The 12,196-nt window shown below is 50.0% G+C and carries 11 protein-coding genes; 5 read left to right on the forward strand and 6 right to left on the reverse strand.

Annotation, left to right across the window (positions count from 1 at the left end; genetic code table 11):
- The first annotated feature begins 147 nt into the window (after positions 1 to 147).
- Together L3D05_RS15685 and L3D05_RS15690 are read left to right on the forward strand one after the other, a co-directional pair.
- The gene (locus L3D05_RS15685; protein ID WP_239617241.1) at positions 148 to 888 is read left to right on the forward strand and encodes an MBL fold metallo-hydrolase; all 741 of its coding nucleotides are present in this window, start codon (positions 148 to 150) and stop codon (positions 886 to 888) included.
- 141 nt (positions 889 to 1,029) lie between these two features.
- Positions 1,030 to 4,134 (forward strand): transglycosylase domain-containing protein, encoded by a 3,105-nt coding sequence (locus L3D05_RS15690; RefSeq protein WP_239617243.1) that lies wholly within the window; start codon positions 1,030 to 1,032, stop codon positions 4,132 to 4,134.
- 162 nt (positions 4,135 to 4,296) lie between these two features.
- Here the strand turns inward: L3D05_RS15690 and acsA are convergent, their stop codons facing one another.
- Positions 4,297 to 5,970 (reverse strand): acetate--CoA ligase, encoded by a 1,674-nt coding sequence (gene acsA / locus L3D05_RS15695; RefSeq protein ID WP_239617302.1) that lies wholly within the window; start codon positions 5,968 to 5,970, stop codon positions 4,297 to 4,299.
- A 300-nt stretch (positions 5,971 to 6,270) separates the two neighbouring features.
- Here acsA and L3D05_RS15700 point away from each other — a divergent pair, with 300 nt between their 5' ends.
- Positions 6,271 to 6,903, forward strand: a complete 633-nt coding sequence (locus L3D05_RS15700) for a GNAT family N-acetyltransferase (RefSeq protein WP_239617246.1) — start codon at positions 6,271 to 6,273, stop codon at positions 6,901 to 6,903.
- Positions 6,904 to 8,118: an acetoin utilization protein AcuC gene (locus L3D05_RS15705; RefSeq protein ID WP_239617247.1), complete on the forward strand. Its 1,215-nt coding sequence runs from the start codon at positions 6,904 to 6,906 to the stop codon at positions 8,116 to 8,118.
- 86 nt (positions 8,119 to 8,204) lie between these two features.
- Here L3D05_RS15705 and L3D05_RS15710 read toward each other — a convergent pair whose 3' ends face one another.
- The 5 genes from L3D05_RS15710 to L3D05_RS15730 all read right to left on the reverse strand — a co-directional run bounded on the left by L3D05_RS15710 (position 8,205) and on the right by L3D05_RS15730 (position 11,485).
- A complete protein-coding gene (locus L3D05_RS15710) occupies positions 8,205 to 8,906 on the reverse strand; it encodes a 5'-methylthioadenosine/adenosylhomocysteine nucleosidase (RefSeq protein WP_239617248.1) in 702 nt (233 codons plus the stop codon).
- Between the two features lie 85 nt (positions 8,907 to 8,991).
- Complete coding sequence (gene ccpA / locus L3D05_RS15715) at positions 8,992 to 10,005, reverse strand: catabolite control protein A (RefSeq protein WP_239617249.1); 1,014 nt, start codon at positions 10,003 to 10,005, stop codon at positions 8,992 to 8,994.
- A 131-nt stretch (positions 10,006 to 10,136) separates the two neighbouring features.
- A complete protein-coding gene (gene ytxJ, locus L3D05_RS15720) occupies positions 10,137 to 10,496 on the reverse strand; it encodes a bacillithiol system redox-active protein YtxJ (protein WP_239617250.1) in 360 nt (119 codons plus the stop codon).
- Between the two features lie 93 nt (positions 10,497 to 10,589).
- Positions 10,590 to 10,970 carry a TraR/DksA C4-type zinc finger protein gene (locus L3D05_RS15725; RefSeq protein ID WP_239617251.1) on the reverse strand — a complete coding sequence of 127 codons (381 nt, stop codon included), beginning with the start codon at positions 10,968 to 10,970 and terminating at the stop codon, positions 10,590 to 10,592.
- Between the two features lie 101 nt (positions 10,971 to 11,071).
- Entirely contained in the window at positions 11,072 to 11,485 is a 414-nt protein-coding gene (locus tag L3D05_RS15730; RefSeq protein ID WP_239617252.1) for a VanZ family protein, read from the reverse strand.
- Between the two features lie 105 nt (positions 11,486 to 11,590).
- Here L3D05_RS15730 and L3D05_RS15735 point away from each other — a divergent pair, with 105 nt between their 5' ends.
- Positions 11,591 to 12,112, forward strand: a complete 522-nt coding sequence (locus L3D05_RS15735; protein ID WP_239617253.1) for a type 1 glutamine amidotransferase domain-containing protein — start codon at positions 11,591 to 11,593, stop codon at positions 12,110 to 12,112.
- Positions 12,113 to 12,196: the final 84 nt, after the last annotated feature.

Consider the following 12,196-nt stretch of genomic DNA (forward strand, 5'->3'; position numbering starts at 1 on the left):
CTGGGCAGTCTCCTTGCGTTTTAAATAAGGGGGATTGAAAGTAGTCGGATGACATGTTACTATATTTTACGATAAAATAAATTAATATTAAATTATAGCACAGTTATTTATATTTGTCAAACATTAAAATTCAGGAGGAAATAGGAAATGAAAATAAGCCCCGCTGTCGAGATGATTGAATTGCCGTACGTAGCTTTTGGAGTACCGTCCGCGCTTAATCCCACGCTCATTCGGGACGGTAAGGACGTCATTCTGATCGATACGGGAATGTCGGGGAAAGTCGAGCAATTGCGGGACGCGCTTGGTGAAATCGGCGTGACCTTCGACATGCTTACGGCCATTATCCTCACCCATCAGGATCTCGATCATGTCGGCGGCGCCGCCGACATCCTAAGGGAATGCTCCCCGCATATATCCGTATATGCGCATGCGTTAGAGCAGCCCTATATCGAGGGAGTCCTCCCCCTTATCAAGACAAATCCGCAGGCTATGGCTAAGATGATACAATCTCTCCCGGAGCAAATGCGCCAGGATTTGATGCAGTCGATGGTTTATACCCCCGTTAACCGGGTTGACCAACTATTAGCAGACAAAGATCGGCTACCGTTCTGCGGAGGAATTACCGTCATCCACACTCCCGGACACACGGCCGGACATCTTAGCCTTTACTTAGATAAAAGCAAGCTCCTCATCGCGGCGGATGCGCTGACAAGCAAGGACGGCGTGCTTAATGGCCCAGTCCCGCAAACGACATTAGACATGGAGTCGGCTATTCAATCTCTCCGAAAGCTGTTGGACTATGAAATCGAAAAAGTCATTTGCTATCATGGAGGATTATGCACGGATAACATTCTGGAACAATTGAACAAGCTAGTACGTCAACTATAGTACCTATACGATTGCCTAACCGGCGGCTATGGCGGTTTCCAGAAATCCTCTTCCTCCCATGTCGAGCACGCTCGCCCGAAAGAGGTCAAACGATGGGTAAATGTGCTATAATAGTTCTGTTTGTTGAAGGAGGATTTCTAAATGACGAATACTAAACACCCCCCTTCCGAGCCGAAGCCTAAGGGCCAGGGCTTCAAGACAGCGGGGAAAATCGCGGGATTTACCGTGCTTTGGCTCATCTTGTTCGGACTACTAGCCGGGCTCGTGGGAGCTGGCGCAGTTACCGGATACATCGCTTCGCTAGTTGAAGACGATCCAATCCGCGACCGCAGTCTTATCGAGGAGAGAATTAACGAGAATGCGATAACCGGCTTCGTCTATTTCAACGACGGCTCCCCTATCGGACAATTGCGTTCCGAGGAAGATCGCCGCCCGGTCACGTACGATCAAATTCCGCAAACGATTATCGATGCGGTTGTCTCCATAGAAGACAAAAACTTCTTCACTCATCCCGGGGTTGATACGAACGGTTTATTCCGTGCCGTTAAGCAGCAATTGTTAAACGAAAGCGTCCAAACGGGCGGAAGTACGATTACGCAGCAGTTAGCGCGGCGGGTATTCCTTAACTTGGACCAAACGTCGAGCAGGAAAGCCAAAGAAATCTTCCTATCGCTTCGATTAGAAAGATTCCTAAGCAAGAAGGAAATCATTACGGCCTATTTAAATAAAGTTCCTTACGGAAATGGCTCGTCCGGATATCAAGTATTCGGAATCAAGGCAGCATCGAACGGGATATTCGGCATCAAAAATTTAAATGATCTGAATATCGCGCAAGCCGCTTACCTAGCCGGCGTACCTCAATTGCCTTCTTTATATTCCGCGTTCAATGGCAAAGGGGATTTCAACGAGAAAAACTTCAAACGCGCCGAAGCGCGTCAGAAGCTCGTGCTTAGCCGCATGCTGGAAGAAAAGAAAATTACGCAATCGCAATATCAAGAAGCATTAGCTTTCGATCTATACAGCTCCCTGGCTAAGCCAAGCGAGAAGGCTTACAACACGTATCCTTATCTTATGCTCGAAGCGGAACGTCAAGCTGCCGAATTGCTTGTTCTACAGCAAAATCCAGAGCTGAAGCGCGAAGACTTGAAGAAAAAAGAAAATTCGGCATTAATTGAAGAAGCACGCGGACAGCTTCTAAGAAGCGGTTATAAGGTTACTACCACGATCGACAAAAAAATATACAGCCTTATGCACAATATCGCCGAAAACCCGGAGAACTTCGCACCCGACCATCCCGTCAAAGGCGTTGAACAGATTGCCGCCGTTATGATGGATCAGAAAACGGGCGCTATTCTGGGAATGATTGAAGGTCGCGATTTCCATATCGAGCAAATGAACTTCGCTACCCAAATGGTTCGTCAACCTGGATCGGCCATGAAACCGATAGGCGCCTATTTGCCCGCAATCGAAATGGGCTTAATTCAGCCGGGCAGCGTTCTTGACGATTCTCCGGTCATACTGAAAAACGGCGGCGGCGGATATCACATTCCGAAAAACTCCAACAATCGTTATTCGGGACTCGTCACCGCCCGTCAAGCGCTTAATAGCTCTTACAATATTCCGGCCTTAAAGATTTTCTTGGACAAGGTCACCATTAAAGAAGCTTGGAAATTTGCCCGTTCCCTCGGCATCACGACGCTAGTGCCGGAAGATGATCAAGCCCAAACCGGAGTCATCGGCGGCCTTAAGTACGGTACATCCGTCGAAGAATTGACGAATGCCTATGCAGCGATCGCCAACAAGGGTGTTTTCAACGATGCTTATCTGATCGAAGAAATCCGAGATGCCAATAATAAAATCGTCTATAAGCATAAGCTGGAGCCGAAACAAGTCGTTTCCGAGCAATCCGCTTATCTGATGACGGATATGCTTCGGACGGTCGTTACGAACGGTACGGCAACGTCGATCATGTCGCAATTCAAAAACTACAAAACGATACCTGTAGTCGGCAAAACCGGAACGACGCAAAATTATAGCGACGTATGGTTCGAAGGATACACCCCGGACATTACGCTCGGAGTATGGGCTGGATACGAGAAAGTCATTCATAATCTTTCCTCGGACAGCCATGGTAGAGCTCGAACGATCTGGGCGAAGATTATGACCGACGTTACGGAAGCCAAGCCGGAGCTCTTCCCGACCAAAGAGTTCGTGAAGCCCGACGGAATCGTATCGATGACCGTATCTAGCGTAAGCGGTAAGCTACCGACGGATCTGACAAGAGCAGCCGGCAAACTTGTGACCGATATTTTCAATCGCAAATTTATCCCGACTGAAGTAGACGACGCTCTCGTCAAGGTGAAATACATTTCCTATAACGGAGTCAACTACTTGCCTCAAGAGGAAACGCCCGGAGACCTGTTGCGCGAATCGGTCATGATCGTAAGGGAATCTCCTTTAGATGCGCTGATAGAGGAATTAAAAGCCAAGCTTGGCCAAGTATCCGCCCAATCGCGTAAAGCGCTATCCTATTACTTGCCTAAAGATGCGGCCGAGAGCGCGCCTTCCAAGATCGATCCGCGCGTAGAAGACGGCGCGACTCCGAATCCGCCGCAGCACGTTTCTGTGGAGATGCTGAACAGCTTGGCTAGAATTACGTTTACGCCTTCCTCACAGGCAGACGTTGCCGGTTATCGATTATACCGGTCCGCTAATGGAGGCGTATTCCAGAAGGTCGAGGCTTCGGTTCCGACCGGCGAAGAGCCGAAGTTCGTCAACTACACAAGCCTTAATCAATCTTACAGATATTACGTAACCGCTGTGGACGTAGCCGGTAACGAATCTGCGCCTAGCGAGACAGTCTCGACCGAAGGCGGCTTTACAGATATTGATCCAAACTTCCCGAATCCAGGAAATACGGGAGAAGGAACAGACCCGGGCTTACCGAATAACCCAGGTAACAGCAACAGCAACGTCCCTTCGACGCCTAGCGGCTTGAATGCGCAAGGAACCGATATTGGCGTAACCCTTTCTTGGAACGCTAACGCTAGCAGCGAAGGCGTAACGCAGTATCAGGTATGGTACAGCGAGACGGAGCGTGGGAAATTCAAGCTTCTCGGCACGACGGAATCGACTACTTTCGAGTACATCGCGCCAATGTCAGTCGGTTGGTACCGCGTAAGCGCAGTTAGCCCAAGCGGCAATTCAGCGCCTACAACGGCTATCGAAGTGAAGTCCGGAACCTGATACAAAGAGCGCTGACCAAAAGTAGATAGGTAAAACGATAAATGTTGGTACAGGGGATTAGTCCTGTACCAACATTTTGCTTTTAAAGATCTTCTCTGTTGCTACTTAACAGAAAGAAGCTGCTCAATAGATTTCTCTAATGAGCAGCTTCTTAGTTTATCCCTAATCCTCGATCGTAGACAGATCGCCTGTCGGCAGGTTCAGCTCCCATGCTTTGAGCACCCTACGCATGATTTTACCGCTGCGTGTCTTCGGAAGCTTATCTTTGAATTCGATCTCCCGCGGGGAAGCATGGGCGGACAAGCCTTCCTTCACGAACTTGGCGATATCCGCTTTAAGCTCATCCGATGGCGAGAAACCTTCGCGTAACGAGATGAACGCTTTAATAATTTCTCCGCGTAAAGGATCCGGTTTCCCGATTACGCCGGCTTCGGCAACTGCCGGATGTTCCACCAGCTTGCTCTCCACCTCGAATGGCCCTACCCGTTCGCCGGAAGTATTAATGACATCGTCGATACGCCCTTGGAACCAGAAATAACCTTCATCATCCTGGTAAGCGGAATCGCCCGATACGTACCATCCTGGAATATGGAAGTATTCCGCATACTTCGTAGGATTGTTCCAGATTTTGCGCATCATGGACGGCCATGGCGTCTTGATTGCAAGATTGCCCATACGGAAAGGCGGCAATTCGTTGCCTTGATCGTCGATGATCGCAGCTTGTACGCCGGGAACCGGGCGCCCCATTGATCCTGGCTTAATTTCCATGCTTGGGTAGTTACAAATTAACTGCCCGCCCGTCTCCGTCATCCACCACGTATCGTGAATGCGTTGACCGTACACTTTGTTGCCCCAACGGACGACTTCAGGATTCAAAGGCTCGCCTACGCTTAGCACATGGCGCAAGCTAGAAAGATCGAACGACTTAACGACGTCATCTCCTGCTCCCATTAACATGCGGAATGCCGTCGGTGCACTGTACCATACGGTCACTTTATATTTTTGAATCGTGGAATACCAATCTTGAGGACTGAACCTTCCGCCTCTTACGACGTTGGTCACCCCATTCAGCCAAGGCGCGAATATACCGTATGATGTGCCCGTTACCCAGCCTGGATCGGCTGTACACCAGTATACGTCGTCTTCCCTTAGATCAAGAACGACGCGCCCCGTATGATAGTGCTGGAGCATGGCATTCTGAACGTGAAAGACACCTTTAGGTTTACCTGTAGAACCGGAAGTATAGTGAAGGATCAAGCCATCTTCCCTATCAAGGAATGTCAGCTCCGTTTCGGTAGAAGCCGATTCCATTGCCGCGCGATAGTCGACGATGCCATCCCCCGCCTCGACGGAATCCCCGAATACGATAACATTTTTCAAATCCGGCAGTTCTTCACGAGGTACCCGTGACAATAAAGCCGGAGTCGTAACGATAGCTACCGCACCGCTATCCAGCAAACGATCCCTTACAGCCGTCTCCATGAAAGCCTCGAACAAAGGTCCGACAACAGCACCGACCTTTAAGGCACCGAACAAGCTGAAATATAATTCCGGTGTACGCGGCATGAATATGAACACGCGGTCGCCTTTATTGATGCCTAAACCGCGAAGTACGTTAGCGAATTGGTTAGACTGCCTCGACATTTCCGCGAAGGTATAACTAATCTCGCGTTGGTTATCGCTGTAATGGAGTGCGATTTTGTCGCCGCGTCCATTGTCTACATGGCGATCGATCGCTTCATAAGCCATATTGACCTTACCCGTGGAAGCCCAAGTAAACTGCTTCTCAACGTCTGCCCAGTTAAAGCTTTTTACTGCCTCTTCATACGATGCCATGTTGGACACCGTAGCCGTAACGGCCAGTTTTTCATCCGATTGAAATGTCACGATCCATCACCTTCCCATTAAAATGCGGGCATTCCTATAACGAATGCGCTTTCACAACATGGAGTTAACAGTCTCATCTGCCATAGATATTATAACACAGTGTACGCTCGCTAGGCATAGAGGGAAAGGGCAATATCTACAATTCGAGGGGTAATATTAACCACATCGCCCTTAATCCGGTTCCTCCCTCGTGCACTTAAATGATATAATGATTGTCAATGTTTGAATTACGGATATAGGGGGAACGGCATGGACCACATCAAATCGTACGTCCGCTATCCAATCGCACGAGATAGCCAATCCCTTATCATCGAAGGTCCCGTACCGCCAGATAGATTGCGCAAGATGACCCTTCATCCTAAGTTAGATGCTTTCCGCAGACCGAAAGACCAGCACGAAGCTTTGGTCGAAATTGCCGATCTGCCCGAAGGAAGAATCATCGTTGCCCGTGACGAGGACGTTATCGTCGGATATGTCACCTTCCATTACCCGGATGAAATGGAACGCTGGTCCGAAGGCGGCATGGAAGACCTCATCGAGCTCGGAGCGATCGAAGTTGCCGATGACTACCGCAATCTTGGCCTCGGCAAATCGCTAATCTCCGCAGCGTTCGAGAATGGGCAATTAGATAATATAATCGTGTTCACGACGGAGTATTATTGGCACTGGGACTTGGAATCGAGCGGTCTCAACGTATGGGAATACCGAGAGATGATGGAACGGCTGATGAAATCGGTCGGCATGGTCTGGTTTGCGACGGACGATCCGGAAATATGCGCTCACCCCGCCAATTGCCTGATGGTCAGAATCGGCAAAGACGTTCCGTTATCCTCCGTGGAACAATTCGATCGGGTTAGATTTAGGCAACGCTTCATGTATTAGATGAAAGGCAGGCGACCTCCTCTGTCCTCCAGAACGATATGGGTAAACAATAAGCCATCCGGGCGATACTGTTTTTCTGACGATCATCCTTTTCATCCCTTTCGCGTCGAATTGACGGAAGACCTTCTGCGGGAATGCGGGGCATTAACCAAAGAACAAATTATGGAGCCTTTTCCCCTCGGAGAGGCCGAACAAGTGATTCGCAAAATCCATAGAAAAGATTATATCGACGCCGTGGTCGCGTTAAGCACCGACAAACCCGACGTTCATATGATCAGCAATGCCGAGCAGTACGGCCTTGAAGCAGATGGAGACACCCCCTATTTTCCCGGAATGCATGAAGCTACCGCTGCGGTTACTGCCGGTTCGCTGGCGGCTGCGGAAGCGGTCATGTCGGGACGCGCGGATCGCGCCTTGCACTTGGCTGGCGGCCTTCATCACGCATTCCCGAATCGCTCTTCCGGCTTCTGCGTCTATAATGACGCAGCGGCAGCGATCACGTATCTGAGGGATAAATACAAGGCTCGCGTACTCTATATCGACACGGACGTCCATCATGGGGATGGCGTACAGTGGTTTTTCTACACGGACCCCGACGTGTTCACGCTCTCGATCCACGAGACCGGCAAATTTCTGTTCCCCGGCAGCGGATTCGCGCATGAACGAGGGGATTCTTCCGGCTATGGTTCATGTCTTAATTTATCTATGGAGCCCTACACGGAAGACGAGTCGTGGCTCGAATGTTTTACGGAAGCGGTAGAGAATGTCGCGCGCTCCTTTCGTCCGGATATCATCGTCAGTCAGCATGGATGCGACGCTCATGCCTTCGATCCGCTAGCGCACATCCATTGCAGTATGAGAATATATCGCGAGATGCCTAAAATCATTCACCAGCTTGCCGAACGTTACACGCAAGGCAAATGGGTCGCGCTAGGCGGCGGCGGATACGACCATTGGCGGGTCGTCCCGAGAGCATGGAGCTTGCTCTGGCTTGAGATGTGCGGCCATCCTTTGCTATCGCAAATTGACAGCGCTGCCTGCGGAGGGCGACTACCGGAACGATGGCCTCCTACATTCCCATCGCACATCCAACCGCCCGATCTTCCGACGACATGGCTAGACGACGTTTCCTCTTGGGCTCCAATGCCACGAAGAACCGAAATCACAGCCAAAAATAAAGCAATGCTAGAAATCGCGCTTCAGCATATCGGCTAAGAACTAATGCAATAAAAGAGCTGGCAGTCTGATCGCCTATGCGATCGGATTGCCAGCTCTTTGCTCTTCCAAACTTACCAAACGGCTTAGAGCCTGTTTACCATCTCTTCTACGATTGCATAAGAACGGTTTGCCGCTTCGATCGTAAACTCCGCGAAATTCACGTGAGCCGACCCGTCAGCTTTATCCGACATGGACCGAATAATGACGTGAGGGATTCCGTTCATATAACACACTTGCGCGACAGAAGCCCCTTCCATCTCCGTGCAAGCCCCGCCTAATTCTTCGTACAATCCTTTGACTACCGTGCGATCGGCAATAAACTGATCTCCCGACAAAACTTTGCCGGTGAAACAACGCCCCGGATATACTTTTTTCCCCGCTTCTTCCGCTATTGCGATCAAACGCTCGTCCGCCGGATATTCCGATACTTCTTGATAAGGGATCGTCCCCCTAGGAAATCCAAGCGCCGTAACGTCAACATCATGCTGAACGCTGCTTGTGGAGATGACAATATCCCCAATATTCAATTTCGGGTCAACTGCACCCGCTACGCCCGTGAAGACGATCGCATCCGCTCCGTAACGGTCAACCAATACTTGAGTACAGACGGCCGCGTTCACCTTGCCTACGCCTGAACGGGTCAATACGACCTTCTTGCCGCGGAATAAACCGTGGTGATACGTAATTCCCGCGTGTTGCTCTGTCTGTTTATCGTCTAGCTGTGCCAGCAGCAGCTCGATTTCCTCTTGCATAGCTCCGATAATTCCGATTGCCCCGTAAGTCACATTCCTCTTCCTTTCGCATTCTATTCTCATAAAGAAGCCCTGCATCGGTCACGAATGCGCCGAGGCAGGGCCTTTAATTGTAGATTTACTTCCCTCTCGGTCCTGCGACGGATCGACGCACGATTAATTCATGAGGAAGAGTAACTTTGGCATTCTCAACGGCTTCCTTCTTCATCAGCTTCGTCAGAAGCCTCATAGACACCGCACCGATATCGTACATCGGCTGGGCAACGGTCGTCAGCAACGGACGAACCATCGAGGAGATGCGACTATTGTCAACGCTAATGACCGACACATCATCGGGAACGACTAACCCGGCGTCCTGAATACAATGAATAGCTCCGGTAGCCATCTCATCCGTAGCAGAGAATACAGCAGTCGGACGATCCGGCAGGTCAAGGAAATATTGCATCGCGTCAATACCGGATTCGTATTTATAATTCCCTACACGAACGTATTGTTCCTGGTAAGGTATGCCGGCTTGCGCAAGCGCGCGTTTGTAACCCTGATAACGGGCATAGCCGTTCGCAGGATCCTGTAGCGTACCGCTAATCATAGCGATAGCTGTATGTCCTTCGGCAATCAGTCGATTAACGGCATCGAATGCAGCTGCCTCATGATCGATGTCGACGGAAGGAATCGTTCCCTTCTCATCGGTCGTCGCACATAAGACGATCGGAACGTTAGACGTTCTGAACGCTTGAATATGCTCTTCCGTCACGGCGCCGCCCATGAATAACAAGCCATCGACTTGCTTCTCCAAGAGCGTGTTAATGACGCGGATCTCTTTGTCTTTGCGTTTGTCCGCATTACAAAGAATAATATTATAGTGATACATATTGGCAATGTCTTCGATTCCGCGCGCAACTTCAGCAAAAATCGCATTCGCTATGTCGGGAATGACGACGCCTACGGTTGTCGTTTTCTTGCTTGCTAGACCGCGAGCAACCGCATTCGGCCGGTAGCCGAGTCGCTCAATCGCTTCGTAAACCTTCTTACGAGTTTGCGGTTTAACATTAGGGTTGTTGTTGACGACACGGGAAACTGTTGCCATCGAAACGCCAGCTTCGCGTGCCACGTCGTAAATGGTTACCGTCACAATAATTCGCTCCAATGTTCGTGACTGGATCACAAACCCTTGTCCAGTCATGGATTATTAAGGTAATCATACGACAAAACCGGATGTTTAGCAATCAAACACTGAGGTTTATCCTGCGCATGAAGTCGAGATTAGGAGTTGTTCACAGAAGTTCCAAGCTTTTCTGTCAAAAAAGAGTACGTAATGTGCCAATGGGAAGTATCCCAAACCGGCTGGCCGTCTTTCACGAATATGGCTTGCGGAGAAGCATGCTTGATCCCTAGTTGCTCCGCGATCGCGTTGCTAACGGGACGATCCTCAATGACGTGAACGATCGCATATTCGACTGGGCCGGTTTGCCCGTCTTCGATAAAATGCATTAATTCCTCATGGGCGCCTGCGCTAACCGAACAACTGGTACTATGCTTAAATACAAGCAACGGCTTGCTGGAACTCATCTCCAAAGCTTGATTCCATTGCTCTATCGACGTCAATTGCTGAATGTTTGCCATGATATACCCTCCTTGAAATTCAAAGATCAATACGAATATCGTAGCAGAAAAAGGAGTCTCTCGCAAAAGAACGGGAAATCCCGTCCTCGGCATCTAAGATATGTATTGAGCGCTTAACTGAGACAGACGAATCTGAATTTCCTGTTTCCATAACTCGTCTTCCAGAGAAGAAGCGATTAGCCATAGATCCAGCAATTGATTGATCCGTTCTTCTGCAGCTTTCGCGATAACCGTTGCTTGCAGCGTATCCGACAGATGCAGCGCATCGGATAACACGCCCGCCCACTCGTGTAGTTGATCGAAAGGGATGTTATGGGGAGCCGGACGAGACCCTAGCTGGCCCACAAGCCGTCCGACGTCGTCTTTAACGCCGGGAAACACATCGTTCCTTCCGCACATCCTGCAATTGTATACGGGTACATTGTTGATATTTACTTTTTTGGCGAAGACGACCGTGCGGAGCTTAAGGTTCATTTCTCCTCCGCATGAACAGTTTTTGAGCAACGGGATTCTCTCCTTATCGAACAAAGAGCTTACCCTGTATTCATTCGTCCCGGAGCCCATGAAATCCTGCACTACCCGATGGTGTAATTTCTGGAACTGCGCTTTCCGCGAACGAAGCTGACGATCAGGACAAGCAAGGCCGCGGCTGCCGCGCCCATGCCATCGTGAAGCAGATCGAGCGGATCCGGAGTTCTCATCGGCACGAAAGATTGATGCCATTCGTCCGTCACTCCATAGAGAACGCATATTAAGACGTTAAGGATAAATCCCCACCCTGTTGTCGCCCTTTTGCCCAAAGCGAACGCAACGGTCAATCCGAGAATGAAGTAAGCCACATAATGCATCGGATTGAAGTCCGTTAAACCCGGTAACCACTTTTGGACCCAAGGCAGTACGCTATCCAATTGATCCCCGCTCCGAGACGAGGAAAAGAATATGGCTACCATGCAGATTACTACCGGGACGTATTTCCATTTACGCAACAATGAGATCCCAACTCCCTCTTCGGAATATGAACGTGAATGAACAACATAGTTTTGGTACAATAGATCTCTGAGCCCTATAAAGACTTGATTGGAGGACTTCATACGATGACCGTTGTAAAAAGAGTAGTCAGTTTGCTTGACGATGAATTCGAAGATTTAGAGCTTTGGTATCCCGTCTATCGCTTACGGGAAGAAGGCGCTGAGGTCGTCTATGCAGCCCCGGAAAAGGGTCGCAAATATATCGGTAAATATGGCGTCCCGGCGATTGCGGATATTTCCTATGACGAACTTGATGCCGATCGCTTCGACGGCCTTCTCGTACCCGGCGGCTGGGCCCCGGACAAAATCCGCAGAGATCCTCGAGTTCTCGACTTCGTACGCCGGATGAACGATAGCAACAAGCCGATCGGACAAATCTGTCATGCCGGCTGGGTGCTCATCTCCGCGAAAATACTAGAAGGCAGAACCGTAACCTCCACTCCGGGAATCCGAGACGATATGGAGAACGCCGGTTCCGTCTGGTTGGATGAAGCGGTCGTGATCGACCGGAACATCGTATCCGCCCGCAGACCGCCGGATCTGCCACCCTATGCGAAAGCGTTCAGCGACCTGCTGTTCGGCCGTTAATCCTAATGCCTCCTTCCCGACCGGGTTTCCCGGCGAACTCGGTAAGGAGGCATTTGACGTTTAGGCGCGCATCCGACTAGGGAT

Source organism: Cohnella mopanensis (genome assembly GCF_022352055.1).
GTDB classification, from domain to species: Bacteria; Bacillota; Bacilli; order Paenibacillales; family Paenibacillaceae; genus Cohnella; species Cohnella mopanensis.

Excerpts from the sequence above, each read along its gene's own strand:
- L3D05_RS15685 (WP_239617241.1), top strand. The coding sequence starts at position 148 with ATGAAAATAAGCCCCGCTGTCGAGATGATTGAATTGCCGTACGTAGCT.
- L3D05_RS15690 (WP_239617243.1), top strand. The coding sequence starts at position 1,030 with ATGACGAATACTAAACACCCCCCTTCCGAGCCGAAGCCTAAGGGCCAG.
- acsA (WP_239617302.1), bottom strand. The coding sequence starts at position 5,970 with ATGGCATCGTATGAAGAGGCAGTAAAAAGCTTTAACTGGGCAGACGTT.
- L3D05_RS15700 (WP_239617246.1), top strand. The coding sequence starts at position 6,271 with ATGGACCACATCAAATCGTACGTCCGCTATCCAATCGCACGAGATAGC.
- L3D05_RS15705 (WP_239617247.1), top strand. The coding sequence starts at position 6,904 with ATGAAAGGCAGGCGACCTCCTCTGTCCTCCAGAACGATATGGGTAAAC.
- ytxJ (WP_239617250.1), bottom strand. The coding sequence starts at position 10,496 with ATGGCAAACATTCAGCAATTGACGTCGATAGAGCAATGGAATCAAGCT.
- L3D05_RS15725 (WP_239617251.1), bottom strand. The coding sequence starts at position 10,970 with ATGAACCTTAAGCTCCGCACGGTCGTCTTCGCCAAAAAAGTAAATATC.
- L3D05_RS15735 (WP_239617253.1), top strand. The coding sequence starts at position 11,591 with ATGACCGTTGTAAAAAGAGTAGTCAGTTTGCTTGACGATGAATTCGAA.